General features: G+C 65.4%; 26 protein-coding genes. 20 read left to right on the top strand and 6 right to left on the bottom strand.

What is annotated here, in order from left to right:
- Positions 1 to 45 precede the first annotated feature (45 nt).
- Genes VFG49_RS01110 through VFG49_RS01095 form a run of 4 tightly spaced genes read right to left on the bottom strand, consistent with a single transcriptional unit; the run spans position 46 to position 4,564 of the window.
- Positions 46 to 648, bottom strand: a complete 603-nt coding sequence (locus VFG49_RS01110; protein WP_324857526.1) for a Slp family lipoprotein — start codon at positions 646 to 648, stop codon at positions 46 to 48.
- Between the two features lie 48 nt (positions 649 to 696).
- On the bottom strand, positions 697 to 2,670 hold the full coding sequence (locus VFG49_RS01105; RefSeq protein WP_324857524.1) for a DUF3488 and transglutaminase-like domain-containing protein: 1,974 nt from the start codon (positions 2,668 to 2,670) through the stop codon (positions 697 to 699).
- Positions 2,667 to 3,623, bottom strand: a complete 957-nt coding sequence (locus VFG49_RS01100) for a DUF58 domain-containing protein (RefSeq protein ID WP_324857522.1) — start codon at positions 3,621 to 3,623, stop codon at positions 2,667 to 2,669. Before VFG49_RS01100 ends, VFG49_RS01105 begins: the two co-directional genes overlap by 4 nt.
- Complete coding sequence (locus tag VFG49_RS01095; protein WP_324857520.1) at positions 3,623 to 4,564, bottom strand: MoxR family ATPase; 942 nt, start codon at positions 4,562 to 4,564, stop codon at positions 3,623 to 3,625. Before VFG49_RS01095 ends, VFG49_RS01100 begins: the two co-directional genes overlap by 1 nt.
- Positions 4,565 to 4,605: 41 nt before the next feature.
- Here VFG49_RS01095 and VFG49_RS01090 point away from each other — a divergent pair, with 41 nt between their 5' ends.
- The gene (locus VFG49_RS01090; RefSeq protein WP_324857518.1) at positions 4,606 to 6,207 is read left to right on the top strand and encodes an ArnT family glycosyltransferase; all 1,602 of its coding nucleotides are present in this window, start codon (positions 4,606 to 4,608) and stop codon (positions 6,205 to 6,207) included.
- On the opposite strand, the gene VFG49_RS01085 is transcribed toward VFG49_RS01090, so the two are convergent.
- Both VFG49_RS01085 and VFG49_RS01080 read right to left on the bottom strand, forming a co-directional pair.
- Positions 6,204 to 6,788, bottom strand: coding sequence for a Maf family protein (locus VFG49_RS01085; protein ID WP_324857517.1), 585 nt, complete (start codon positions 6,786 to 6,788; stop codon positions 6,204 to 6,206). The two genes, VFG49_RS01090 and VFG49_RS01085, sit on opposite strands and share 4 nt — an antisense overlap.
- Positions 6,785 to 7,234, bottom strand: a complete 450-nt coding sequence (locus VFG49_RS01080; protein ID WP_324857515.1) for a hypothetical protein — start codon at positions 7,232 to 7,234, stop codon at positions 6,785 to 6,787. Before VFG49_RS01080 ends, VFG49_RS01085 begins: the two co-directional genes overlap by 4 nt.
- Positions 7,235 to 7,412: 178 nt before the next feature.
- Between VFG49_RS01080 and VFG49_RS01075 the strand changes: the two genes are divergently transcribed.
- From VFG49_RS01075 to VFG49_RS00985, 19 genes are all read left to right on the top strand, one after another.
- Complete coding sequence (locus VFG49_RS01075; protein WP_324857572.1) at positions 7,413 to 7,895, top strand: YceD family protein; 483 nt, start codon at positions 7,413 to 7,415, stop codon at positions 7,893 to 7,895.
- Between the two features lie 18 nt (positions 7,896 to 7,913).
- Positions 7,914 to 8,108 (top strand): 50S ribosomal protein L32, encoded by a 195-nt coding sequence (rpmF, locus tag VFG49_RS01070; RefSeq protein ID WP_019466219.1) that lies wholly within the window; start codon positions 7,914 to 7,916, stop codon positions 8,106 to 8,108.
- A 149-nt stretch (positions 8,109 to 8,257) separates the two neighbouring features.
- Positions 8,258 to 9,232 carry a beta-ketoacyl-ACP synthase III gene (locus VFG49_RS01065; RefSeq protein WP_324857510.1) on the top strand — a complete coding sequence of 325 codons (975 nt, stop codon included), beginning with the start codon at positions 8,258 to 8,260 and terminating at the stop codon, positions 9,230 to 9,232.
- A 192-nt stretch (positions 9,233 to 9,424) separates the two neighbouring features.
- Positions 9,425 to 10,372 (top strand): ACP S-malonyltransferase, encoded by a 948-nt coding sequence (fabD, locus tag VFG49_RS01060; RefSeq protein WP_324857508.1) that lies wholly within the window; start codon positions 9,425 to 9,427, stop codon positions 10,370 to 10,372.
- A 64-nt stretch (positions 10,373 to 10,436) separates the two neighbouring features.
- Positions 10,437 to 11,180 carry a 3-oxoacyl-ACP reductase FabG gene (gene fabG / locus VFG49_RS01055; RefSeq protein ID WP_324857506.1) on the top strand — a complete coding sequence of 248 codons (744 nt, stop codon included), beginning with the start codon at positions 10,437 to 10,439 and terminating at the stop codon, positions 11,178 to 11,180.
- A 299-nt stretch (positions 11,181 to 11,479) separates the two neighbouring features.
- Complete coding sequence (acpP, locus tag VFG49_RS01050) at positions 11,480 to 11,719, top strand: acyl carrier protein (protein WP_114823364.1); 240 nt, start codon at positions 11,480 to 11,482, stop codon at positions 11,717 to 11,719.
- A gap of 214 nt (positions 11,720 to 11,933) precedes the next feature.
- Entirely contained in the window at positions 11,934 to 13,172 is a 1,239-nt protein-coding gene (fabF, locus tag VFG49_RS01045; RefSeq protein WP_324857501.1) for a beta-ketoacyl-ACP synthase II, read from the top strand.
- A gap of 257 nt (positions 13,173 to 13,429) precedes the next feature.
- The gene (locus tag VFG49_RS01040) at positions 13,430 to 14,800 is read left to right on the top strand and encodes an aminodeoxychorismate synthase component I (RefSeq protein ID WP_414649016.1); all 1,371 of its coding nucleotides are present in this window, start codon (positions 13,430 to 13,432) and stop codon (positions 14,798 to 14,800) included.
- Positions 14,800 to 15,627 carry an aminodeoxychorismate lyase gene (pabC, locus tag VFG49_RS01035; RefSeq protein ID WP_324857499.1) on the top strand — a complete coding sequence of 276 codons (828 nt, stop codon included), beginning with the start codon at positions 14,800 to 14,802 and terminating at the stop codon, positions 15,625 to 15,627. The genes VFG49_RS01040 and pabC overlap by 1 nt, the downstream gene beginning before the upstream one ends.
- Entirely contained in the window at positions 15,624 to 16,661 is a 1,038-nt protein-coding gene (mltG, locus tag VFG49_RS01030; protein ID WP_324857497.1) for an endolytic transglycosylase MltG, read from the top strand. The genes pabC and mltG overlap by 4 nt, the downstream gene beginning before the upstream one ends.
- Positions 16,658 to 17,293: a dTMP kinase gene (gene tmk, locus VFG49_RS01025; protein WP_324857494.1), complete on the top strand. Its 636-nt coding sequence runs from the start codon at positions 16,658 to 16,660 to the stop codon at positions 17,291 to 17,293. Before mltG ends, tmk begins: the two co-directional genes overlap by 4 nt.
- On the top strand, positions 17,290 to 18,225 hold the full coding sequence (holB, locus tag VFG49_RS01020; protein WP_324857492.1) for a DNA polymerase III subunit delta': 936 nt from the start codon (positions 17,290 to 17,292) through the stop codon (positions 18,223 to 18,225). Before tmk ends, holB begins: the two co-directional genes overlap by 4 nt.
- Before the next feature lie 128 nt (positions 18,226 to 18,353).
- Positions 18,354 to 19,928: a hypothetical protein gene (locus tag VFG49_RS01015; RefSeq protein WP_324857490.1), complete on the top strand. Its 1,575-nt coding sequence runs from the start codon at positions 18,354 to 18,356 to the stop codon at positions 19,926 to 19,928.
- Between the two features lies 1 nt (position 19,929).
- Complete coding sequence (locus VFG49_RS01010) at positions 19,930 to 20,859, top strand: PIG-L family deacetylase (RefSeq protein WP_324857488.1); 930 nt, start codon at positions 19,930 to 19,932, stop codon at positions 20,857 to 20,859.
- A 111-nt stretch (positions 20,860 to 20,970) separates the two neighbouring features.
- Positions 20,971 to 21,327 carry a PilZ domain-containing protein gene (locus tag VFG49_RS01005; RefSeq protein WP_324857486.1) on the top strand — a complete coding sequence of 119 codons (357 nt, stop codon included), beginning with the start codon at positions 20,971 to 20,973 and terminating at the stop codon, positions 21,325 to 21,327.
- Between the two features lie 280 nt (positions 21,328 to 21,607).
- On the top strand, positions 21,608 to 21,964 hold the full coding sequence (locus tag VFG49_RS01000) for an NADH-quinone oxidoreductase subunit A (protein WP_324857484.1): 357 nt from the start codon (positions 21,608 to 21,610) through the stop codon (positions 21,962 to 21,964).
- A complete protein-coding gene (locus tag VFG49_RS00995) occupies positions 21,955 to 22,512 on the top strand; it encodes a NuoB/complex I 20 kDa subunit family protein (protein WP_243049268.1) in 558 nt (185 codons plus the stop codon). The genes VFG49_RS01000 and VFG49_RS00995 overlap by 10 nt, the downstream gene beginning before the upstream one ends.
- Before the next feature lie 17 nt (positions 22,513 to 22,529).
- Complete coding sequence (locus tag VFG49_RS00990; protein WP_324857480.1) at positions 22,530 to 23,258, top strand: NADH-quinone oxidoreductase subunit C; 729 nt, start codon at positions 22,530 to 22,532, stop codon at positions 23,256 to 23,258.
- Positions 23,259 to 23,260: 2 nt separating this feature from the next.
- Positions 23,261 to 24,514 carry an NADH-quinone oxidoreductase subunit D gene (locus tag VFG49_RS00985; protein WP_324857478.1) on the top strand — a complete coding sequence of 418 codons (1,254 nt, stop codon included), beginning with the start codon at positions 23,261 to 23,263 and terminating at the stop codon, positions 24,512 to 24,514.
- Positions 24,515 to 24,518: the final 4 nt, after the last annotated feature.

Genomic DNA, 24,518 nt, shown 5'->3' with positions numbered 1-24,518 from the left:
CGCGCAAAAGAAAACGCCGGCACTAAGCCGGCGTTTTTCCTTCGATCAGCGCGGGTGCGGCGCCGGACGCGGCGGTGGGCGCACGATCACGCGCGTCGAGTAGTAACCGCCCCAGCCCCCCCAACCGCCGCCCCAGTACGGGCCCCAATAAGGTCCCCAGTACGGACCCCAGAACGGGTCGTACCAGCCCGGTCCGTAATTCATGATGACGCGCTCGGGCCAGAGATAGACCACGCTGGCTTCGACTCGCGGATAGGCGTAGTTGTACTCGCCCACTTTTTCCGAGACGGTGCCACGCAGCACGCCCGTTACCGTGATGTCCTTGTCGCGAGTGAACACCTCGGGATCGTAGAAGCCGGCGCGGCAGGCCACGAAGCGACCCTGGGTTCCGTTGTTGCTGGTGGACGCCTTGGGTCGTGCCTGGTCGTCGAGTGGCCGCTGCAGGATGTAGAAGCAGGTTTCCTGCGGACCGGGTTCGGTCTTGATGATCTGACCACCCCAGCGGACCTGCACTTCACCGGTGCCACCCTGCTGGGCGGCGACGGACGTGATATCGGTGAACGTGCCCTGCAACGGCTGCGGCACCGTTGCGCAGGCGGCCAGCGTGGTGATGGCGGTCGCGAGAATCAACGGCTTGTACATGGACATGACGCTTTCTCCATCGTGTGGTGGATGCGGTGCACCCACGGTTCAATATCATTTGACCACGCGACGCGGCCGAAAGTCCCGCGCAGCCCGTCGAAAGTTCTTCAGCAGGTCGGCCGGCGGTTCATCGTAGGCGTAACGCAGCGCCAGATAAGTCCTCATCAGTTGGTCAAGCTCCACGCGGTGGGTGGGGAGTGCCCGTGCCGCGCGGCTGAAATAGTGCTGCGGTCCTTCGCTGGGACGGCGCGCCACGCCCGCCGCGGCCAACCGCCGTTCCAGGCGCTGCATCGCCGCGCGCGCCGGATCGGCGGCAGGGCGTTTCCACATCGCCCACGCCAAGCCCAGCGCTGCGAACAACGATCCGCCTACCGCCAGCAGCAATCCCAACATGCCCGGATCGGTTTCGCTCTGGCCGAATGGCGTCAGCATTCCGTGCTGTCGCAACGCGTCGAATCCGATAACGCCTTGGTTCCACCAGCGGTTGACGACGTCCCACCGGTTGCGCATGCCGAGCCACCATTCATTGGGTGACCAGTCCGCGCCTGCGTTCATGGTCGCCGCCGCTCCGCGGCTGACGCGTTCAGGTCGAACGGCCGCCGTAGGATCCACGCGGCGCCAGCCCTGGCCGGGCAGCCATACCTCGCTCCATGCGTGCGCGTCGGACTGGCGCACCAGCAGGTAATGGCCCAGTTCGTTCCAGTAGCCGCCCTGGTAGCCGGTAACCACCCGCGCGGGAATGCCGGCGGCGCGCATCAGCACCGTGAAAGCCGAAGCGTAGTGCTCGCAAAAACCTTCATGCGTGGAGAACAGGAAATCGTCCACGGCATCGCGCCCCAGGGGCGCCGGTGCCAGTGTGTAGTTGAAACCGCCGTCGTGGAAAAGATTCAAGGCGGCGCGGACGATCGCCGCATCATCGCCGCCGAACTGTGCGCGCCAGCGCGAGGCCAGCGCCTGTGCGCGCGGATTGAAGCCGGCGGGCAGGCGCAGGCCGCGGCGGCGATCACGTTCGTCCAGGTCGGCCTGGAGGCGATAAACGGGGGCGGAACGCAGGCTGTAGATCAGGGTTTCGTTGACGGGGTGCGAGGACGACACCTCGTGGTCGGCATTGATCGTCGCCTGATCCGGCGCGTCCAGGGGCACGTCCAGGGCCGGCAACGCGCGCTGGCCGCTCGCCTCGAGGCTGATGGTGTAGCGCACGAGCGCCGTGCCGTGCTCGATCGTGGCGGCCGTGCCGAATGCGCTGGGGCGGCTCCAGCGCCGGCCGTCGTAGTTCCACATGACGAACGCGCGGAAATAGCGCTGTGCCGGGGGCGGCAACGCACCCTCAAAACTGACGCGCATGGCGGGACGGTCATCGGTCAGCAGGTCGGTGAAGTCGCCGGGCGACATGTCTTCGCCCAGCCCGGTGCGGGCTGCGGAAGCGCCCGGCGCGCCCCACAACGGCGAGCTCAGGCGAGGGACCAGCACGAAGGCCATCAGCGCCAGTGGCAGCGACGCGCCAAGCAGGGCCAGTGCCGGCAGCATTTCCCGGGGCAGGCTGGCGGCCGGATGCGCGGGTTCCAGTGCGCGCAAGGTGGCCAGCGCGGGCAGCAGACCCAGCGCGACCAGGGCCGTCGTGACCATGCCCTGGTCGAACAACAGCGCTGTCATGAGGGCAAAACACGCAAAGGCGGCGCCGACGCGGGCATCACGCCCGGTTTCGGTTTCCAGCAACTTCAGCACCAGCAATCCCACGGCCAGCGCCGCGCCAGGCTCACGCCCGAACAGGCTGCCGTAGTGGAACACCACGGCGCCCGAGAGCAGGGCGACCAGGGGAAGTTTGAGCAGGGCGGGCGCGCGGCCTCCGTGCCGTCGCCGCTGCCACCAGCGCGTACCGAGCGTGGCCGCCAGGGCGGCGGTCAGCCACAGCGGCAGGTGGGCGGCATGCGTACCCAGCACCACGGCAACGGTGAGGCACAGCAGGTCGAACGCGCGGGCATCGATCGGCGGCTTCGGGCGGCGTCGGAACAGTCGAAGCCGGATCATGGCAGCCGCGCCAAGGCATTCATGCAATGCACGTAATGACTGCGCCCGTGCCCCAGGCCAATTTCTTCGCCGGGCAGCCACAGGCTGGTCGGTCGACCTACGACTTCCGCCTCACCCAGCCAGCGAGCCAGGCGGGAAATGCGCGCCTCAGGCGACAACAGGGACAGCGCTCGCCAGTCCAGCCGCCATTCCTCCCGGGATTCGGGCTGCTCGAAGTCCTTCACCAACAGGTTTTCGTGGCGGGCGCTGTGCTTCCACGCGATGTGGCGCAGCGGGTCGCCGGCGCGATAGTCGCGCAGCGCGGCAATGTCCTCGCCCTGATGCAGCCGGTGACGGATGTCCTGCGAACCCGGCAGGACCGGCGGCGGCCCTGCGGTTTCCGGGTGCGGCCACACGAGTACCGACTGGTCCGGGTGCAGCCAGCTCCACGCATGGAACAACCCCAGCGGCCAGTTGCTCCACAGCTTCATCCGCGGCAACGGCTGCCAGCCGCGTCGCGATGTGGCCAGCGTCAGCGAGACCAGCGTTTCGCCGTGTGCGGCCACGGGAAAGGTTTCTTCCTGCGCCTCCATGTTCGCGTGCACGGACGCGTGCTCGCGTTCGCTGCCGGTGAAGACGAGCTGCAGCACCATCGGTTCGCCGGCCACCGCGTGGCCCTGCCGGATGGCGGTAAGGCGCACGCCATTGAGGCTGCGGAAGGCAATCAGCATGCTGGTGGTGCACGCCGAGCCCAGCATGCAGGTGAGCAGCAGGGCGGCGTTGTTGCCGTAGTTGAGCGAGCCGACCAGCATCACCAGCAGCAGCACGGTGAAAGCCATGCCGAAGGCGGTCGGCACAATGTAGATGCGACGCCGATGCAAGGTGATGGGCAGGCTTTCGGGCCGCCGGTAGCGGGTTAGCGCGGGCAGGCGTTTTTCGGCCCAGGCCTGGACGCGACGATAGGTCGCGAGCATCAATCCACCGCGACGTCGGCCAGCAGGCTGCGCGCGAGGCTGTCGCCGCTGGCACCGCGCGTGGTGACCAGGCGATGTGCGGCAAGCGGCACGAACAGCGCCTGGATGTCTTCCGGCAACACGTGCTGGCGCCCGCTCAGGAAGGCCCATGCGCGAGCTGCGCCGAGCAGGGCGAGGCCGGCACGAGGCGACAGGCCCACGCGGATGTCCGCGTGACGTCGGCTGGCTGCCAGCAGTGCCTGCAGATAGTCCAGCAAGGCGCCGCTGGCGGTGACCGCCTGCGCCTGGCGCGCCAGTTGCGACAGGCCGCTGCTGTCGAGCTGGGGTGACAGCTGGGCCAGCAGGTCGCGGCGGTCGCTGCCCGTCAGCAGTGCGCGTTCCGCGGCCGCGTCGGGATAGTCCAGCGAGACGCGCAGCATGAAGCGGTCCAACTGCGAATCAGGCAACGGAAACGTGCCGGCGAGGTCGAGCGGATTCTGCGTGGCCACGACGAAGAAAGGTTGCGGCAGCAGATGCGTCTGGCCATCCACCGTCACCTGGCCTTCGGCCATGGATTCCAGCAGGGCGCTCTGCGTCTTGGGCGTGGCACGGTTGATTTCGTCCGCCAGCAGCAGGCCGGTAAAGATCGGACCGGGATGGAAACGGAATTCGCCCGTCTCGCGCTCATACACACTCACCCCGATAATGTCCGACGGCAGCAGGTCGCTGGTGAACTGCACGCGCTGGAAATCGAGTTCGAAGCTGGCAGCCAGCGCATGCGCCAGTGTGGTTTTGCCGACGCCGGGCACGTCTTCCAGCAACAGGTGTCCGCCTGCGACCAGGCAGGTGAAGGCGAGCTTGACCTGGCGCGGCTTGCCCAGCAGCACGCGATTGACCTGGGCCATCGCGGCCTCCAGTCGATTGCGCAGCGTTTCATCGTGCAGCGGAGTAATGGCGGACATGGGCTTCAACGGATGGGGAAGGGCGTTGCGGAGCAGGCTGGATGCGTGACGCAGGCAGTGTAGCCGCCGTCCTCGCACGCTGGCGAGCCGTGTTCCTTGCCGGTTTCGTGACTCTGTTCCTGGTCAAGCTCATGCTTGCGGCCACGCTGTCGCCGTTCGGTGATGAAGCGTTCTATTGGCAGGAAAGCCGGCATCTCGCCTGGGGTTACAGCGATTTGCCGCCGCTGACCGCCTGGCTGATCCGGTTCGGCGAAAGCATCGCGGGTCATGGCCTGCTGGGGATGCGCTGGCCGTTCCTGCTGATCGGCAGTGCGTTGCCCTGGTTGGTGCGGGCGTTCTCTCGCGACCTGTTCGGTGAACGCGCCGGGTGGCAAGCAGGCGTGCTGTGCCTCGCGTTGCCGTTGTCAGGCACGCTCGGCGTCATGGCCATGCCCGATGTTCCGCTGACCGTGGCGATCATGGTGGCGTTGTGGGCGCTGACCCGCGCGATGGCAGGCAACCACATGCGCGACTGGCTCGGCCTGGGCGTGTCGCTCGGCGTGTGCTGGCTGACGCACTATCGTGCGGCGATGCCGATGCTGGCCGGCCTGCTATTGCTGGTGGCGACGCCGCGAGGGCGCCAGCAGTGGCGACGTGGCGGCCTGTGGATCGCCATGGCGATCGCCGCGCTCGGCCTGATCCCCCTGGCAGTTTCCAACTGGAAACAAGGCGGCGCGGGCGTGGCGTTCCAGTTGGTCGAGCGCAATCCGTGGCGCTTCCATGCCGATGCGCTGGTACAGCCGCTGGAACAGGCCATCGCCTGCACGCCCCTGCTTTATCTCCTGTTGCTGTGGGCTGCCTGGCAGAGCTGGCGACGCAGGGCGCGAGCACCATGGGACGTGATCAGCGTGGTGTCGCTGTGCTTCCTCGTCTTCTATTTCGTGCTCGGCCTGTTCGCGGACGATCTGCGTTTTCGCGCGCATTGGCCGTTGCCCGGATACCTGCCTTTGCTCGCCGCTTTGCCGGTGTGGCTGCGCGAGCATCCTCCGTGGCGAAAAGCCTGGCTGGTGGCTGCCTTCGGCTTGGCGGTGTTGGGGCAGATGGGCGGGCTGTTGTATTTGGGCATGGCGGCGCATGAGCAAGGCGCGGGCGTGCTCGCAGGTGTGAAAGCGTTCCCCGCGCGTTTCGTCGGATGGAAGGAAAGCGCCGATGTGGCGCGTGGCTGGCTGGCGCAACAGCCACGTGTGCTGGTGGCGGACAATTTCATGCTGGCCGCGGAACTGGATTTCCAGCTCGGCGGCAGCGTGCCCGTCTTCTCCCTCGACAATCCGCTCAACATGAAGCATGGGCGCGCGCCACAGCTCGCCATCTGGCAACGCGACGAAACATCGTTGCGGCGCCTGCATGGTGGCGAGGCAATGTTGCTTGTCGTCGATGAAAAAGCCCTGCGCGTGCATGAGCGCCCTGCATGGCTGCGGACGCTGTGCAGTCGCGTGGCGCAGCCGCAGGCGCTGCAGCGCCTGGACCTGTTCGAGGGACGTCGACGGATGGCGTTTTATGCGGGCGAGGTTCCGGAGGCGCTTCCTGTCATGGCGGTTGCCGACGATGGTTGCCTGCCGTGGCGCAACGCAAGTGCGGCGGAAAACGGTGTAGCGAAAGACTAGGGAACAGGGACGCCCGCTTCGCGGAGCATTCTGGCGAGCGCAATCAGCGGCAAGCCGATCAGGGCGCTGGGATCTTCATTGTCGATGCGCTCGAACAGGCCGATGCCGAGGCCTTCGCATTTGAAACTGCCGGCGCAGTCGAGCGGCATCTCGCGCTCGACATAACGGGAAATCTCGTCGTTTCCCAGGCTGCGGAAGCGCACGAGCGTGTGATCCACGTGCACCCGATCCTGCCCGGTGCGCGTGTCATGCAGGCACAGCGCGGTATGGAAATGCACATCGCGTCCGGAACTCGCCATGAGTTGGGTCCGTGCCGTTTCGATCGTTCCCGGCTTGTCGAGCACCGTCCCTTCAAGTTCCGCCACCTGGTCAGAACCGATCACCAGGGCATCTTCCAGCCCTTCCGCAGCGGCCCAAGCCTTGGCGACGGCGAGGCGCAGCGCCCGGTCCCGAGGCAATTCGTGCGGCAGGGGGCTTTCGTCCGTGCCAGGCGAGCGTTGTTCGAACGAAGGCAGAATCCGCCGCAGCAGTTCGGCCCGGTAGCGCGACGTGGAGCCGAGCACGAGCGTGGGCAGGTTCAAGCGTCGTGTTCCCGGCGCAGATGCTCGCGCATCGCGCTGTCCAGGTCGTGCTGGGCACGGTCCAGGGCAATCAACAGAGGACGCAGCTTGTCGCGCGTGCCCTTCATGGCGCTGACCGCGCTGTCCAGCTGTTCCTGGCTCGCGCGCGGCGCTTCGTCGCGAATCCAGATGCGTTGCTGCAGCAATGAGCGGAGGCCGGCATCGATCGCATGGCGCGCCTCCTGTTCACCGCTGGCGGGCAGGTCGGGGTTGAGCGACATCACGGCGTGGGCCTGCTGAAGGCCGGCTCGGCAGGTCTTGAGATCCATTTCCAGGCGGTCGGCCAGCTCCAGCAACCGGTGCAGGCTGCCAGTCCGCCGGTCGGTGCGCCGGCGCCAGACCAGGGCGCCACCGATCAGGGCGAGCACCACCACGGTCACCAGTCCGAGTAGCAGGAAGGAATTCACGAAGTGGGCCGATTCACTGGAATGGGATGCTCCGCAGTCTGCCGTACCGGAAGCATTCAGGCAAAATAGCCAATCCCAGGCAGCCAGATGCAGCCAAACCGTTGACTTCAACGTGTTGTAATCCTAAGATTTCATGTCTATGTCCGTGACACTGCCAGAGTCCGTGGACGCTTGGCGCATGGTCTCGGCGCGGCGTTCGTTCCAGGGGGTACTGCCCATTGCCGCCTTGTCGCGGCTCGGCGGGGCCTTGGCCGGTACGGAAGGAACAGCGCAATACGAGCTGGATTTTGGTCGTGACGAGTTCGGTACGGCATACATCGCCGTTCGCGTCCAGGCCCCGCTCACGCTGACCTGCCAACGCACCCTGGAGCCGTTCGTGCTGCCGGTGACGGTGGACAGCCAGCTTGGGCTGATCCGTTCCGAGCGTGAGGAATCGGCGCTGCCGCCGGGTTTTGAACCGTTGCTCGTCGCTGACGACGGCAGGTTGAACCTGGCGGATGTGATCGAAGACGAATTGTTGTTGGCGCTGCCGCTGGTCCCGGTCAATCCGGACGGCGCACTGCCTGAAGAAGTAATAGGCCCCGGGCCTGAGGAATCCTCCTCGGGTGAAGGGCGTTCCGATAACCCGTTCGCGGTTCTGCGCGAACTCAAGAAACGTTGATTCAGCTGGAGATTCGCCATGGCCGTTGCCAAGAGCCGCAAGACCCCGTCCACCCGCGGCATGCGTCGTTCGCACGATGCGCTCAAGACCGTGCAGCTGGCCACCGATCCGACCAGTGGCGAGGTGCATCTGCGCCACCACGTCACGAAGGATGGCTACTACCGCGGCAAGAAGGTCATCGACACCAATACCTCGGTGGTCGAAGAGGATTAATCGTTCCCCCAAGGGATACGGTTCCGCATGGCGGCGCGATTTCGCGCCGCTTTGCGTTTATGCGATCACCCACGTAACGTTGACGGGTTGATACCGGGCCGCAGCTTCATGCGTTGCCCCTTCGTTGCAACTCGTCGCATGGAAAGTTAATGGCCCAGATCTACGCCCGCATCACCGGTACCGGCAGCGCGCTGCCCGAGCGCGTGGTGACCAATGCCGATCTCGAGAAGATCGTCGAAACCAGTGACGAATGGATTCGCACCCGCACCGGCATCCAGCGCCGCCATATCGCCGCAGAAGGCCAGACCACGGGCGATCTCGCGACGGAGGCCGCACAGCGCGCGCTCGAAGCCGCCGGCATCAAGGCATCCGAGATCGACCTGATCGTGCTGGGCACCACCACGCCGGACATCATCTTCCCGTCCACCGCCTGCCTCGTGCAGCACCGCCTGGGTGCCAACGGCTGTGCCGCGTTCGACGTCAATGCCGCGTGCTCGGGCTTCGTCTACGCGCTGGGCGTGGCGGACAAGTTCATCCGCAGCGGCCAGTCCAAGAAGGTGCTGGTAATCGGCGCGGAAACACTCACCCGCATGATCGACTGGAACGAGCGCGAAACCTGCGTGTTGTTCGGCGATGGCGCGGGCGCCGTGGTGCTGGAAGCCTCGGAAGAGCCGGGCATCTATGCCACGCTGCTGCATGCCGACGGCGGTTTCAAGCACTTGCTGTACAACCCGGTGGGTGTGTCCGCCGGCTTCACCGATGAGCCCAATCACGGCGTGCGCATCAATATGTCCGGCCGCGAGGTGTTCAAGGTTGCCGTGAAAACGCTGGACTCGCTGGTCGACGAAACCCTGCAGGCCGCCGGCATGGAAGCTTCGCAAATCGACTGGCTGATCCCGCACCAGGCCAACCTGCGCATCATCGAGGCCACCGCCAAGCGTCTGAACATGCCGATGGAGCAGGTGGTCGTCACCGTGCAGGAGCACGCCAATACCTCGTCCGGTTCGGTGCCGCTGGCGCTGGATCACGCGGTACGCTCAGGCATGGTCAAGCGCGGCCAGAACCTGCTGCTGGAGGCGTTTGGCGGTGGTTTCACCTGGGCGTCGGCGTTGCTGCGTTACTGATCTCTCATCGCCGTATGAAAAATGCCGCCCGCAAGGCGGCATTTTTTTGCCCGTCGTTCCGGCGCAGGCCCGAGGGCGGGTTTCGGGAGTCCGAAAAGTCGGTCCGACAGCCCATCTCGACCCAAATACAGCTGCGTATGGCGGCCAATGCTGGCACCATTCCGTTTTTCGTTTTCGGAAAAGCCTCGCTCCATGACCCAGACCGCCGCCAACCTCGCTTTCGTTTTCCCGGGCCAGGGTTCGCAATCCGTCGGCATGCTGGCCGAGTTGGCCGCTGCCCATCCTGAAGTGAAGGCCACCTTCGACGAAGCATCGCAGGGCGCGGGTGTCGACCTGTGGGCGCTGAGCCAGCACGGTCCCGAGGAAGACCTCAACCGCACCGAGAACACCCAGCCGGCGCTGCTGGCTGCCAGTGTCGCGGTGTGGCGCGTATGGCAGAAGCTCGGCGGCGCACAGCCGGCGCAACTTTCCGGCCACAGCCTGGGCGAGTACAGCGCACTAGTCTGCGCCAATGCGCTCTCGCTGCATGACGCGGCGGCCCTGGTGGCCGAGCGCGGTCGCCTGATGCAGGCGGCCGTACCGCCGGGCGTGGGTGCGATGGCGGCCATCCTGGGTGGCGACGACGCACAGATCGCGGCCGTTTGCGAAGAGGTCGCGCAGGGCCAGGTGGTCTCCCCGGCGAACTTCAATTCGCCGGGTCAGCTGGTCATCGCCGGCAACGCCGAAGCCGTGGATCGTGCGCTCGCCAAGCTGGCGGAGCAGGGCGTGAAGAAGGCGATCAAACTCGCTGTTTCCGTGCCTTCGCACTGTGCGCTGATGCGCGAAGCCTCCGATCGCCTGGGCGAGCGCATGGCATCCATTCAATGGCAGCTGCCGTCGATCCCGGTGATCCAGAACGCCGAGGCGCGCAGCTACGCCACGATCGAAGATATCCGCGGGGCGCTGCAGCGCCAGTTGTACCTGCCGGTGCGCTGGACGGAATGCGTGCAGGCACTCGTTGCTGGTGGCGCCACGCGCACCGCTGAAGCAGGTCCGGGCAAGGTGCTGGCGGGCCTCATCAAGCGCATCGACAAGTCCGTCGAGGCGCGTGCCATCGGCACGCCCGCCGACATCGATGCCGCTCGCGCCGAGTGGGCCTGAACCCTTCATCACGACTCATGCGGCTGGACGGATCGACGTCCAGCCATCCAAAGGGAAATGACAGATGAGCAAGACACTGCAAGGTGAGATCGCCCTCGTCACCGGCGCAAGCCGCGGCATCGGTGCCGCGATCGCCGACGAACTGGCGTCGCTCGGCGCCACCGTCATCGGTACGGCCACCAGCGAGAGCGGCGCGGCCGCGATCGGCGAGCGCCTGGCTCCGCATGGCGGCCACGGTCGCTTGCTCAACGTGACCGACAGCGGCGCTGTCGATACGCTGATCGGCGACATCACCAAGGCATTTGGTCCGGTATCGATCCTGGTCAACAACGCAGGCATCACCCGTGACCAGCTGCTGATGCGCATGCCCGAAGACGACTGGCAGGCCATCCTCGATACCAACCTCACATCGGTGTATCGCACGTCCAAGGCAGTGATGCGCGGCATGATGAAGGCGCGCAAGGGCCGCATCATTTCGATCGCTTCGGTGATCGGCCTCACCGGTAATCCCGGGCAGGCGAACTATGCGGCCGCCAAGGCCGGCATCATTGCGTTTTCCAAATCGCTGGCCCGTGAGATCGGTTCGCGCGGCATCACCGTCAACGTCGTGGCGCCGGGCTTCATTGACACCGACATGACGCGTGCCCTGCCGGAAGAATCCAAGCAGGCCCTGCTGGGCCAGATCGCGCTGGGCCGTCTCGGTGAAGCCGGCGATATCGCCAAGGCCGTGGCCTTCCTGGCGTCCCCGGCGGCGTCCTACATCACGGGCGAAACGCTGCACGTCAACGGCGGCATGTACATGCCGTAAGGCGTGAGGAAGCGGCGGCAAGTGCCGTCGCCTCCTGCATTGTTTCAAACGACTGGACGTCTGCTCGGCCCGCTCTGGGCGGGCGCCCGGTACGCCGGCACGGGCCGGTTTAACAAGGAGTTGTCGCACGCAATCCTGTTTTAGGCGACAATTGCTTCTTTCACGCCGGTCCCGTGGCCTGCGTTTCACCATCGTCGGTGGACATGGCGGCCTTCTGGCTTAGCCACTACAATCCGCCGGCCATATGCCGGCCCCATGCCGGCGTGACAGGTAACTACTCCTTGGGAGGTATTGGCAACATGAGCACCATCGAAGAGCGCGTCAAGAAAATCGTCATCGAGCAGCTGGGCGTGAAGGAGGATGAAGTCACGGCGAACGCTTCGTTCGTGGACGATCTGGGCGCTGATTCGCTGGACACCGTCGAGCTGGTCATGGCTCTCGAGGAAGAGTTCGAGACCGAGATTCCGGACGAAGAGGCCGAGAAGATCACCACGGTGCAGCAGGCTGTCGATTACATCAAGGCCCACACCAAGGAGTAATCGCCCTGTTGTGGCCGGCGCATTTTCACGATGCGCTTGCCCTCCGGCGATATCGGAAGCTGCGCCACATTGGCGCAGTTTTCGTTTCTGCAATTTGCAACGTCCGATCCCGTATGGTGCGCGACTGCACAGGTACGGCCCGGATGACGTGGCCGCAACCAGCGGAATGGCCTTTGACACCCGGCCGCCACGGAAACACGAGGGAAGATGAGTTATGAGCAAACGACGTGTGGTTGTAACCGGCCTCGGCATCATCTCGCCGGTCGGCAACGATATCGCTACCGCCTGGGACAACATCCTCAAGGGCGTGAGCGGCATCGGGCAGGTTACCCATTTCGACGCGACCGCGTATGCCACGCGCATCGCCGGTCAGGTCCGTGACTTCGATCCCGCGCAATGGATTGCGCCGAAAGAAATCAAGAAGATGGATCCGTTCATCCACTACGGCATTGCCGCGGGCACGCAAGCCCTGCGCGATTCCGGCCTGGAAGTGACGGAAGCGAACGCGCCGCGCATCGGCGTGGCAGTGGCGGCCGGCATCGGCGGCCTGCATACCATCGAACACACTTCGATCGAGCTGCACGACAAGGGGCCGCGCCGCGTGTCCCCGTTCTTCGTGCCTTCGTCGATCATCAACATGGTCTCGGGCCACCTGTCGATCATGTACGGCCTGAAGGGCCCGAACATCGCCTGCGTCACGGCCTGCACCACCGGCACGCACAACATCGGCCTGGCCGCGCGCATGATCCAGTACGGCGATGCCGACGTGATGATCGCCGGCGGCGCCGAATTCGCCACCACCGGCACGGCGATGGCGGGCTTCTGCTCGGCCAAGGCCATGTCCACCCGCAACGACGAGCCGACCAAGGCCAGCCGTCCGTGGGACAAGGACCGCGACGGTTTCGTGTTGTCCGACGGCGCCGGCGTGCTGGTGCTGGAAGAGTACGAGCACGCCAAGGCGCGTGGCGCGAAGATCTACGCCGAGCTGGTCGGCTTCGGCATGAGCGGCGACGCCTTCCACATCACCGCTCCCAGCGAAGGTGGCGAAGGCGCGGGTCGCTGCATGGACAGCGCGCTGAAGGATGCTGGCCTCAACCCGACCGACGTGCAGTACGTCAACGCGCACGGCACCTCGACGCCGCTGGGCGACCTGGGTGAAGTGCTGGCCGCCAAGCGCGTGTTCGGCGATCACGCCTACAAGCTGGCGATGAGCTCGACCAAGTCGGTCACCGGACATCTGCTCGGCGCGGCGGGTGGCGTGGAAGCAATCTTCACTATCCTGGCCCTGCGCGACCAGGTGCTGCCGCCCACCATCAACCTGGACGAGCCGAGTGAAGGCTGCGACCTCGACTTCGTGCCGCACACCGCGCGCGAGGCCAAGCTCGACACCGTCATCTCCAATTCGTTTGGTTTCGGCGGCACCAACGGTACGTTGGCATTCCGTCGCGTTTGAGTGGCGTGACAAGGCACGCTCGGAGCCATTCAACACGGGTGGCATGATGATCAGCCCGCGTGCAGAGTGTGGTGCGCGGCGCAGCGCAGGCTGGTGGCCTGGGCAAGCCGTGCACCGCGGCCTGGGTCGGAGCTGGCCATCATCCGAAGGGCCGCTTCTGTTTGCCCACAGCTGCGCTCCGCGCCAACTCGACACGCAGCCAGCCTGCCTTCGCTGACGCAACACACATCCGTGGGCAAACATAAACGGTGACACCCGTGTTGAATGGCTCCGAGCATCCCACGTTCCACAAGCGGACCTTGCACGGCCGGCGCGATCTCCTCGCGCCGGCCGCTGCATTTCCGGAGCGCTATCCGGGCCTGCTGCAGAGCGTCACGCATGGCACGCCGCAGGCGCGCTACGACATCCTGTTCGCATTCCCGCAGGATCAACTCACCCTGCACGCCGATGGCCGGTTGACTGATCGGAACGGCGAACGCAGCGAGCGGCATTTTCTCGATGCGCTCGACGCCTCGTGGTGCGCCGAACGCGTAGCACGCGAGGGCGGCGATGCCTTGCCATTCCATGGCGGCTGGCTGTTGCTACTGGCCTACGAGCTGGCCGGCGAAATCGAGCCGCGTCTGCGTCTGCGTCCGACGGAACACCTGCCGGTGGCATTGGCGCTGCGTTGCCCGGCAGCCATCGTGGTCGATCATGCGCGCGACTGCACCGTACTGGTAGCCGAGCAAGGGTGCGAAGCCTTGCTCGATGCGATGGAAGCGGACTTGCGCGTGGAGGCAGCCATTCCGCCACTGCCGGCACCGGAAAGCTGCGGTGAAGATCAACCTGCGCTGTTTCTCGACGGCGTCGAACGCATCCATGATCACCTGCATGCCGGCGACATCTTCCAGGTCAACCTGTCCCGGGCGTGGCACGCGCATTACGCGTCGCCGCCATCGCCCGCGTCCGTCTACGCGGCATTGAAGAAAGCCAATCCGGCACCGTTCGCCGGCCTGCTGCAGCAGCCGGAGTGGGCTGTGGTCAGCTCCTCGCCGGAGCGATTGGTGGAAGTGCGCAACGGCCTTGCGCAGACGCGGCCGATTGCCGGCACGCGTCCGCGCACACCAGATGATGATGAGATCGAACGCATTCGCGAGTTGAGCACGCATCCCAAGGAGCGCGCCGAGCACGTGATGCTGATCGATCTGGAGCGCAACGACCTGGGACGCGTCTGCGTGCCCGGCACGGTCGAGGTGGACGAGCTGATGGTGGTGGAGAGCTACGCGCACGTTCATCACATTGTCTCCAATGTCCGTGGCACCGTGCGGCCCGACGTGACGCCGGGGCAGGTCATCGCCGCCACGTTTCCCGGTGGCACCATCACCGGCTGCCCCAAGGTGCGCTGCATGGAGATCATCGCCGCGCTGGAGGATGCTCCGCGCGGTGCTTATACCGGTGCGCTAGGTTACCTCGACCGCAACGGCGATCTCGATCTCAACATCCTGATCCGCACTTTCACGTTGGCGGGTGCGGACATCACCTTGCGCGCGGGTGCCGGCATCGTGGCCGATTCCGTGGCCGACAAGGAATTGGACGAGACGCGCGCCAAGGCGCGCGGATTGTTGCGGGCGCTGGGAGTGCCAGGCTGATGCCGGTCGCGCGCGTGCTGGTCGATGGCATGCCCGGCGACATGGTCTCCGTGGCCGACCGCGGGTTTTCCTATGGCGACGGCCTGTTCGAAACGATTCGTTTCGTGGGTGGCCGCGCGCCGTTGTGGGCACGCCACATGCAGCGTCTGCAGGACAGCAGCGCACGGCTTCGCATGCCGGCGCCCGATGCGGCCCAACTGTGGGAGGAGGCCGCGGCTGTTACGCAAGACATGGATGATGCCGTGGTTCGGCTGACTCTCACCCGCGGCATCGGACAACGCGGGTATGCGCCGCCTGCATCGCCCGTGGGCACGCGAGTGGTAGCCGCATTCGACATGCCGAGCATCTCGCCGGACGTCTACGTGCAGGGCATTCGCATGCGCTGGTGCGAAACGCGCTGGGCGCCTCAGCCGCTGCTTGCGGGCATGAAGCACTTGAATCGTCTGGAGCAGGTGATGGCGCGTGCCGAGTGGAGCGATCCGGATATTGCGGATGGCGTGGTGCTCGATCTGGATGGCCATGTCATCTCCGCGACGATGGCCAATCTGTTTGCCGTGATCGATGGCGTGCTCGTGACCCCGTCGCTTGATCGTTGTGGCGTGGCCGGCGTGGCGCGCGCCGAGGTGATCACGACCAGGCCGGGCACCCAGCTGGTCGAGATGAGTCCTTCGCACCTGCGCCAGGCCAGTGAGGTCTTCCTCAGTTCCAGCGTTCGGGGCATCCTGCCGGTTCAGGCCGTGGGCGATACGTTGTATGTTCCCGGCCCGGTCACCCGCGCCTTGCAACAGCACTGGCGCGGACTGGGTTTCCCGATGGAGCAGGCATGAACCGAATGAAGATGCGTGGGCGGGCGTTCTGGCGTGCGCTTGCCGTGCTGGTGCTGTTGGCCGTGGCCGGTTCCGTGGCTTACGGCTGGATCGACTATCAGCGCTTCGTGCGCACCCCGCTCGCCGTTTCCGTGCAGACGCCGAGCATCGACGTAGGCAAGGGAAGCAATTTGCGCGACGTCGTCGGCATGTTGCGCGAGCAGCATGTCACCACGACCGGCCCGCTGTACTGGCGCGTGCTGGCGGAGCAACTGCGCGTGGCGGGACGCCTGCATGCCGGCGAGTATGCGTTGGGTGCCGGCATGACGCCGCGTGACCTGCTGCTCAACATGGCGGCGGGCAAGGTCCTGCAGCGCAACTTCACCATAGTCGACGGCTGGAGTTTTCACGATCTGCGCCAGGCGCTGGCCAAGGCCGACAAATTGCGCCAGGACGGCGCCAGCCTGGATGATGCCCAGCTCATGGCGAAGCTCGGTGCGCCCGGCGAAATGCCGGAGGGCCGCTTCCTGCCCGAGACCTACGCCTACGTGAAAGGCGACAGCGATCTCGACATCCTGCGTCGCGCCCACGTGGCCATGGCGAAGATGCTGGACACGCTGTGGGCGCAGCGGGACAAGGACCTGCCGCTGGCCACGTCGTATGACGCCCTGATTCTCGCCTCCATCGTCGAGAAGGAAACCGGGCGTGCCGACGAACGCGCTCGCATCGCGGGTGTCTTCGTGCGCCGACTGCAGACCCACATGCTGCTGCAGACCGATCCCACGGTGATCTACGGCATGGGCGGAAGCTATGCCGGCAACATCCACAAGAGCGACCTGACCACCGACACCGCTTACAATACGTACACGCGCCCAGGCCTGCCGCCGACGCCGATCGCGATGCCCGGCAGGCCAGCCATCGAGGCGGCGCTGCATCCGGCAGCGGGCACCGAGCTTTACTTCGTTTCGCGGGGCGATGGTTCGCACGTGTTCTCCAGCACGCTGGACGAGCACAATCACAACGTAGCCTGTTATCAACTGAAGCGCTGCCAATGACCCAACGCGGCAAATTCATCACGCTCGAAGGCGGCGAAGGCGCCGGCAAGAGCACCTTGCTCGCCGGTCTGCACAAGCATCTGGTCGGACAGGGCGTGCCGCTCGTGCAGACGCGTGAACCGGGCGGCACGCCGCTGGGCGAATCGGTGCGCGCTATCGTGCTGGATCCCAAGCGCGGGGACATGTGCGCCGAATCGGAGCTGTTGCTGATGTTCGCGTCACGCGCGCAGCTGGTGCGCGAATGCATCGAGCCGGCCCTGTCTTCGGGAGCGTGGGTGCTGTGCGATCGTTTCACGGATGCCAGCTACGCCTATCAGGGCGGTGGCCGTGGCGTGCCGATGGAGCGCATTGCCACATTGGAGCAGTGGGCGACCAACGATCTCAGGCCGGACCTGACCTTGTTGCTCGATCTGCCCGTGGCGACCGGACGCGCGCGCGCCGCAGGGCGTGGCGATGCGGACCGTATCGAGAGCGAGGCCGATGCCTTTTTCGAGCGCGTCCGCGCCGCTTATCGTGAACGTGCGCACGAGCAGCCGCAGCGTTTCCGCATCATCGATGCCAGCCTCACGCCGGCCGGAGTGCTGGCGGCGGCCATCGATGCCACGCGCCATCTGTTTGAGGTGAGCGCGTGAGCGTGATGCCCTGGCAAGAGGAGCACTGGTCGCGCCTGCAGGCGCGGCGCGCACGCGATGCCATGCCGCATGCATTGCTGTTGTGTGGCCCGGCCGGTTTGGGCAAGCGCGAGTTCATGCACCGCTTCGCGCAGGGTCTACTCTGCCAGCAGCCGCGTGACGGCGAGCCTTGCGGCCAGTGCCGTAGTTGCCTGTTGTTCGTGGCCGGCACGCATCCTGACTACGCCGTGCTGAGTTTTGGCTTGCGCAAGGATGGCGTGCAGCGCAGCGAAATCGTGGTCGACCAGATTCGCGAGCTTTCCGCGCGCCTCGCCATGGCCAGCCAGTTCGGTGGGTGGCAGGTAGTCTGCATCGATCCCGCAGACGCCATGAATGCCGCCGCGGCGAATGCGCTGCTCAAGACGCTGGAAGAACCTTCGTCACAGACTTTGCTGCTGCTGGTGGCCGATGCGCCATGGCGTCTGCCGCAGACGATCCGCAGCCGCTGCCAGCGCATCGAGTTCCACTTGCCGTCGCATGATGTGGCGTTGTCGTGGCTGCAGCAGCATGGCGTGAAGGATGCGGCGGCAGCACTCGAGGCAGCGGGTGGCAATCCGGGTCTGGCCCGTCAGTGGTCCGAAGAGGGCGCACTGGCCCGGCGACAGGAGGTGCGCAAGGATCTCGGCGCGCTGGCCGCCGGCCGCGGCGAGGCGATGGAAGTGGCGAAGCGCTGGCTCGACAACGAACCCGGGCAGCGTCTCTGGTTTGCGGCGCAGGCAGTGGCGGACGAAGTGAAGGGACGCGCCGCGACGGGGACGGGTCCGCTGGCCAGCCAACTGGATGCCGAGGCGCTTGACCAGTGGTACATGTCCGTCAACCGCACGCGCGAATCCCTGCGTGGGCCGCTGCGAGGCGACCTGCTGCTGCTGGAATTGCTTTCGCGCTGGCACTGACGGAGGCCGGCGTCCGTCATATGGCCGCCATCTGCGGGAAAGCCCGATGACAGGGCTGCTGCCTTAGGCTTTCCGGCATGAAGTCCCCGTTGCAGCATCGCTTTCCCCTTTGGCCCTGGATTTCCCTTTTGCTCTTGCTGGTCCTTCGACTGGCATGGCTCAACGCGTACACCCTCAATTCCGATGAGGCCCAGCACGCGCATGTGTCGTGGGCATGGACGCAGGGGCTGCTGCCCTATCGCGACGTCTTCGACAACCATGGCCCACTGTTCGGCTGGCTGCATTCGCCGCTGCTGCGCTGGCTCGACAATCGCGCCGATGTGCTCACCTGGCTGCGGCTTGCGATGCAGTTCTGGTACGCCGTGGCCTTGGGGGCGACCGGCCTGATGGCCCGACGTCTCTATGGCTGGCGCATTGCCCTGGTGGTGATGCTCGTCGCCGGATTGTTCCCCCGCTTTTTCATCGTGAGTGGACAGTTCCGCACCGACGATATGTGGATGGCGCTATGGCTGGCCGGGCTGGCATTCGTGGTGGGTGTTCCGCCCAGGGCCTGGCGCTTTTTCATGGCGGGACTGCTGGTGGGGTGCGCCCTGGCGGTATCGCAGAAGACGCTGGTCCTGCTCGCCACGACGCTGCTCACCGTAGCCGTGCTTCGATTGCTGCTGCCGGAAGGAGCGCCAAAGGCCAGCTTTCGCTGCTGGCTGGCCGCCATGGTCGGGTTGCTGCTGGTGCCGGTTGCCTTCACGGCGTGGCTTGCGCTGCATGGCGTGCTGGAGGAGGCGTGGTACGGCCTGGCGCTTTACAACATGGGCGGAGCCAACAAGCGCCACGCTGCTCAGCAGCTGCTTTGGTTCCTGCTGCTGGGTGCTGGCGCGGTCTTGCTGGCCATACGGGAAGTGCGGCGACGATCACTGGGGGAATTTGACTGGACCGTGTTCCTCGCCGTGCAGGGCGGCGTGTACCTGTTGCTGATCTGGTTCGTGTGGCCGCTGGTGACCAAGCAGGATTTCCTGCCGGTGCTTCCCACCATCGTGCTGGCACTGGGTGGCTGGGCATCGCAATGGCAGTGGCTGGGATCGCGGCCGCACATGCGTGGAGGCCTCGTGCTGCTGGTGTTGGTGGCCGAGGTCGGCTCCGTGATCGCCTACGCGCCGCCGTGGCAGGACGAGTTGGCGGCGCAGCGGGCCGAATTGTCGCTGGTGCTTCGCTACACCGACGAATCCGACACAGTGATGGATCCCAAGGGCGATACCATTTTCCGCATGCGTCCCTACTACCCTGTGCTGGAAAGCCTGGCCATGCGGCGGCTGCGCAAAGGACTGATGACCGACACCATTGCCGAAGAGCTGATCGACCACCGGACCATGCTGGTGGTGCTGCGCCGCTTGCCCTACGCAAGCGCGCGCTTCGTCATGCTCAATTACGTGCCGGCAGGTCGTGATGTCTGGGTGGCGGGCCACATGTTTCCCACCTCCGCTGCCGAGCAGACGATTGACGTCGCCCTGCCTGGCGACTACGTGCTCACCGATGGCTTCCGTCGGCTGAGCGGCAGCGTCGACGGTGCGCCGGCTGCCGACCACTGGCAGCTTGATCGCGGTGTTCACCAATTGAGGGCAGCGGCGGGCGTGCCGGTAGCCCTGGTATGGCGCCAGGCGTTCGAGCGTGGGTGGCGTCCGATGGCCACGCCAAGGCAGGGCGACTGATATGGCCTTCAGCCTCAGCGCCAAGACCCGCCTGCTGGTGGTGTCGCCGCATCCGGACGACGAATCGATCGCCACGGGCGAGCTTATCCAGCAGGTGAGACAGTTCGGTGGCGAAGTGCGCATCCTGCTGCTCACCAACGGCGACAACAATCCATGGCCGCAACGCTGGATGGAGCGACGGCTGCGCATTGGTGCGGAGGATCGACGTCGCTGGGGCGAGCGGCGGCGGACCGAAGTCACCCAGGCGTTGGCCCAGCTGGGCGTCGAGCCTGCCTCCTTGCATGCACTCGGTTGGCCGGACATGGGGATCACCGACCTGCTGCGCGGAGACCTTCCTTCGGCTGTTTCGGCGATCAGCGCGAGCCTGGATGAGTTCCAGCCCAATCTCGTGGCCATGCCTGCGTTGGGCGATCGTCACCCGGACCACGGCGCGTCCCATGTGCTGGTCAGGCAGGCGCTTGCCCGTTGGGGCGGACCGGCCCCGGAGCTGCTCGCCTACCTGGTCCACGGCCGTGAAGGCAGCGTGACAGGCCGGATCAAGCTCGATTCGTCCGTAGGCCTGCATGCCAACAAGCTGGCTGCCCTCGCGTGCCATCGAAGCCAGATGGCCCTCAGCGGAAAGCGCATGCGTCGCCTGGCGGATCGCTCCGAGCGCTATCTGCAGGTGCGTGCCCCGGCCTCGGAGGGGCAGGCGCTTGTCCTGCCCTGGACGCCACCATCAGGCCTCCATCGCTGGCTGCATCTCATGCTGGTTGATGGTCGGGGCGCGCGCAGCTGGCCGTGGGGCGAGGCTCCCGTTGCGCTCGACGGGCAGGCAAGAGTCGTCTTGCACGCCCTCGACGGGGAGGCGCCTGGCCCGCGTTTCGCCAAGCTCTATATGAATCTCGCGTCCCCCTGGATCTTCGACCGTTGGGGATGGTGCGAGCTCTAGCCCGCACGTTCCGTCACATTCCGTCGACGCGTCGCTTGTCGCTGGGTCACGCGGGTCGCTACGATGCGGCTCATGGGGTCGTCGACCCCGCAGGGGTTTGCAGGAGCAATCATGAATCCGGCCATCGCTGCCCGTCAGGGCATTATTTCGTTGAAGATCAAGGACACGGCGGCGCTGTACAACGCCTACATGCCTTATCTCAAGAACGGTGGCCTGTTCGCCCCCACGGCCCAGCGTTATGCACTGGGTGATGAAGTCGTGTTGCTGATCAACCTCACCGACGAGGGTGAGCGCCTGTCGGTCGCCGGCAAGGTCGTCTGGGTCACTCCGGTGGGTGCGCAGGGCAATCGCACGGCTGGTATCGGTGTGCAGTTCAATGAGTCCACCGACGGTGAAGTGGCCCGTACCCGCATCGAGAACCTGTTGGCTGGCATGACCTCGTCCGAGCGCCCCACGCTCACCATGTAGACCTTGGTCGTATCGACCCGGCAAGCTGCTCGCCGCGAGGCGCTCGGTGCCGCGCGAGGATCGCGTTCCCGATACCCGCCAAGGCTTGTTGTTGTTAGGCGCGCTGTTACAATGTCGCGATTCCCGATTCAGATCGTGGAAAGTCGGACGCCCGCGGCTGCAAATGCACGTGGACGTGGCGCATAGCCCATGGCCTTCTCCGGCCTGCCGAACCCAGTTCCGGACCGTTTCCCCCGACGGTCACTGATGCGCCATTGAAGGCGCGGAGGTACGTTTCACCGTGCTTGCCGAATATTGGCCCATCCTGTTGTTCATCGGCGTCGCCGCCGGCCTGGGCGTGGTGCTGCTCGCCATTGGCCTGCTGGCCGGACCGCGTCGTCCCGATGCAGAGAAGCTCGCGCCGTACGAGTGCGGCTTCGAAGCCTTCGAAGACGCCCGGATGCGCTTTGACGTGCGCTACTACCTGCTGGCGATCCTCTTCATCATCTTCGACCTGGAAATCGCTTTCCTGTTTCCGTGGGCGGTGGTGTTCCAGAAGATCGGCATCATCGCGCTGGTGGAAATGGCGACGTTCCTGCTGCTCTTGGTCATTGGTTTCGCTTACGTATGGAAGAAGGGAGCACTGGAATGGGAGTGATCTCGTCCCTTGATCGGGTGATGCACAACCCGCAGCCGTTGAACCTGGTGGACGACATCCTGCGTCCGGCCGAGGACAACCCGGTCATGCAGCGCGGCTTTGCCACCACCAGCGTCGATGCTTTGATGAACTGGGCGCGCACCGGCTCGATGTGGCCGATGACCTTCGGTCTGGCCTGCTGCGCCGTGGAAATGATGCACGCCGGCGCCGCGCGCCTGGACCTGGACCGCTACGGCGTGATCTTCCGCCCGAGTCCGCGTCAGTCCGACGTGATGATTGTGGCCGGTACCCTGGTCAACAAGATGGCCCCGGCGTTGCGCAAGGTCTACGACCAGATGCCGGACCCCAAGTGGGTCATCTCGATGGGCAGCTGCGCCAACGGCGGCGGCTATTACCACTACTCCTATTCCGTGGTGCGCGGTTGCGATCGCATCGTGCCGGTGGACATCTACGTGCCGGGCTGCCCGCCGACGGCTGAAGCCCTGATCCACGGCATCCTGCAGTTGCAAAAGAAGATCCGCCGCACCAACACCATCGCGCGTTCCTGACAAAGGCGCAGCTGAGCATGACTGATACCCGATCGAACTCGCTGGTCGAGCGCCTTTCCGCGCGATTCGGCGACACGCTGAAAGTCAGCGTCGTCCGCAATGAAGTCACCGCCGAAGTGGCCGCCGTCGACCTGCTCGCGGTGGCCACCGCGCTGCGTGACGAAGCCCCGTTCCGTTTCCGTCTGCCGATCGACGTGTGCGGCATCGATTACCTGGGCTACGGCCAGACCGAGTGGGATACCGAAACCGTGTCCGGCACCGGCTTCTCGCGTGGTGTGGAAGGCGAGGCGATGGGTCGCTTCAAGTGGTCCGACCGTCCGCGTCCCGAGATGCAGAAGCGCCGCTTCGCGTCCGTGGTGCACCTGCTGTCGCTGGAAAACAACCAGCGCCTGCGCCTGCGCGTGTTCTGCGAAGACGACACGCTGCCGATGGTGCCGTCGCTCACCGGCATCTGGCCGGGCGTGAACTGGTTCGAGCGCGAATCGTTCGACCTGTTCGGCATCGTGTACGAAGGCCATCCCGACCTGCGCCGCATCCTCACCGACTACGGCTTTGTGGGCCATCCGTTCCGCAAGGACTTCCCGCTGATCGGCAACGTCGAAGTGCGCTACGACCCCGAGCAGAAGCGCGTGGTTTACGAACCCGTGTCGATCGAGCCGCGCGTGCTGGTGCCGCGCGTCATCCGTGACGACGCCGACCTGCTGCAGGCCAAGGCCGAAGCGGCCGACAACTGGCGGAACAACTGATCATGCAAGAGATCCGCAACTACACCATGAACTTCGGCCCGCAGCATCCGGCTGCGCACGGCGTGTTGCGCCTGGTGCTGGAGATGGACGGCGAAACGATCGTCCGCGCCGATCCGCACGTGGGCCTGCTCCACCGCGGCACCGAGAAGCTGGCCGAATCCAAGCCATTCAACCAGTCGATCGGCTACATGGATCGTCTCGACTACGTGTCGATGATGTGCAACGAGCACGCCTACGTGCGCGCCATCGAGTCCCTGATGGGTATCGAGGTGCCGGAACGCGCTCAGTACATCCGCACCATGTTCGACGAGATCACCCGCATCCTGAACCACCTCATGTGGATCGGCTCCAACGCGCTCGACCTGGGCGCGATGGCGGTGTTCCTGTACGCGTTCCGCGAACGCGAGGAACTGATGGACGTCTATGAGGCCGTATCGGGCGCGCGCATGCACGCGACCTACTACCGCCCGGGCGGCGTCTACCGTGACCTGCCCGAACACATGTCGCAGTACCGCGAGTCGCCCTGGCACAAGGGCAAGGACCTCAAGCGCCTCAACAGCTGGCGCGAAGGTTCCATGCTCGACTTCATCGAGGCGTTCGCCAACGACTTCCCGTCGAAGGTGGACGAGTACGAGGAACTGCTCACCAACAACCGCATCTGGAAGCAGCGCACCGTCGGCATCGGCGTGATTTCGCCGGAAATGGCGCAGGCCTGGGGCCTGACCGGTGTGATGCTGCGCGGCTCGGGCATCGAGTGGGATCTGCGCAAGAAGCAGCCATACGCCAAATACGCCGAGATGGATTTCGACATCCCGGTGGCATCGGGCGGCGACTGCTACGACCGTTACCTGGTGCGCGTCGAAGAGATGCGCCAGTCCAACCGCATCATCCAGCAGTGCGTGAAGTGGCTGAAGGCCAACCCCGGCCCGGTCATCGTCCAGAACTTCAAAGTCGCGCCGCCTCATCGCGAAGACATGAAGGAGGACATGGAAGCGCTGATCCATCACTTCAAGCTCTTCACGGAAGGCTATGGCGTGCCTGCGGGCGAGACCTACGCCGCCGTCGAAGCGCCGAAGGGCGAGTTCGGCTGCTACCTGGTGTCCGACGGTGCCAACAAGCCGTTCCGCGTGCACTTGCGTGCGCCTGGGTTTGCCCACCTGTCCTCGATGGACGCCTTCGTGCGCGGCCACATGCTGGCTGACGTGGTGGCGATGATCGGTACCTATGACCTCGTGTTCGGCGAAGTCGATCGCTGAGCCC

Source organism: Dyella sp., assembly GCF_035685885.1.
Taxonomy (GTDB): domain Bacteria; phylum Pseudomonadota; class Gammaproteobacteria; order Xanthomonadales; family Rhodanobacteraceae; genus Dyella.
The sequence above is the reverse complement of the archived record's forward strand: the minus strand, read 5'-3'. Positions and strand labels throughout refer to the sequence as shown.

What these genes read in the sequence shown, in the direction of transcription:
- VFG49_RS01110 (WP_324857526.1), bottom strand. Translation starts at nt 648, where the DNA reads ATGTCCATGTACAAGCCGTTGATTCTCGCGACCGCCATCACCACGCTG.
- VFG49_RS01105 (WP_324857524.1), bottom strand. Translation starts at nt 2,670, where the DNA reads ATGATCCGGCTTCGACTGTTCCGACGCCGCCCGAAGCCGCCGATCGAT.
- VFG49_RS01100 (WP_324857522.1), bottom strand. Translation starts at nt 3,623, where the DNA reads ATGCTCGCGACCTATCGTCGCGTCCAGGCCTGGGCCGAAAAACGCCTG.
- VFG49_RS01095 (WP_324857520.1), bottom strand. Translation starts at nt 4,564, where the DNA reads ATGTCCGCCATTACTCCGCTGCACGATGAAACGCTGCGCAATCGACTG.
- VFG49_RS01090 (WP_324857518.1), top strand. Translation starts at nt 4,606, where the DNA reads ATGCGTGACGCAGGCAGTGTAGCCGCCGTCCTCGCACGCTGGCGAGCC.
- VFG49_RS01075 (WP_324857572.1), top strand. Translation starts at nt 7,413, where the DNA reads ATGGTCTCGGCGCGGCGTTCGTTCCAGGGGGTACTGCCCATTGCCGCC.
- rpmF (WP_019466219.1), top strand. Translation starts at nt 7,914, where the DNA reads ATGGCCGTTGCCAAGAGCCGCAAGACCCCGTCCACCCGCGGCATGCGT.
- VFG49_RS01065 (WP_324857510.1), top strand. Translation starts at nt 8,258, where the DNA reads ATGGCCCAGATCTACGCCCGCATCACCGGTACCGGCAGCGCGCTGCCC.
- fabD (WP_324857508.1), top strand. Translation starts at nt 9,425, where the DNA reads ATGACCCAGACCGCCGCCAACCTCGCTTTCGTTTTCCCGGGCCAGGGT.
- fabG (WP_324857506.1), top strand. Translation starts at nt 10,437, where the DNA reads ATGAGCAAGACACTGCAAGGTGAGATCGCCCTCGTCACCGGCGCAAGC.
- acpP (WP_114823364.1), top strand. Translation starts at nt 11,480, where the DNA reads ATGAGCACCATCGAAGAGCGCGTCAAGAAAATCGTCATCGAGCAGCTG.
- fabF (WP_324857501.1), top strand. Translation starts at nt 11,934, where the DNA reads ATGAGCAAACGACGTGTGGTTGTAACCGGCCTCGGCATCATCTCGCCG.
- pabC (WP_324857499.1), top strand. Translation starts at nt 14,800, where the DNA reads ATGCCGGTCGCGCGCGTGCTGGTCGATGGCATGCCCGGCGACATGGTC.
- mltG (WP_324857497.1), top strand. Translation starts at nt 15,624, where the DNA reads ATGAACCGAATGAAGATGCGTGGGCGGGCGTTCTGGCGTGCGCTTGCC.
- tmk (WP_324857494.1), top strand. Translation starts at nt 16,658, where the DNA reads ATGACCCAACGCGGCAAATTCATCACGCTCGAAGGCGGCGAAGGCGCC.
- VFG49_RS01010 (WP_324857488.1), top strand. Translation starts at nt 19,930, where the DNA reads ATGGCCTTCAGCCTCAGCGCCAAGACCCGCCTGCTGGTGGTGTCGCCG.
- VFG49_RS01005 (WP_324857486.1), top strand. Translation starts at nt 20,971, where the DNA reads ATGAATCCGGCCATCGCTGCCCGTCAGGGCATTATTTCGTTGAAGATC.
- VFG49_RS00995 (WP_243049268.1), top strand. Translation starts at nt 21,955, where the DNA reads ATGGGAGTGATCTCGTCCCTTGATCGGGTGATGCACAACCCGCAGCCG.
- VFG49_RS00990 (WP_324857480.1), top strand. Translation starts at nt 22,530, where the DNA reads ATGACTGATACCCGATCGAACTCGCTGGTCGAGCGCCTTTCCGCGCGA.
- VFG49_RS00985 (WP_324857478.1), top strand. Translation starts at nt 23,261, where the DNA reads ATGCAAGAGATCCGCAACTACACCATGAACTTCGGCCCGCAGCATCCG.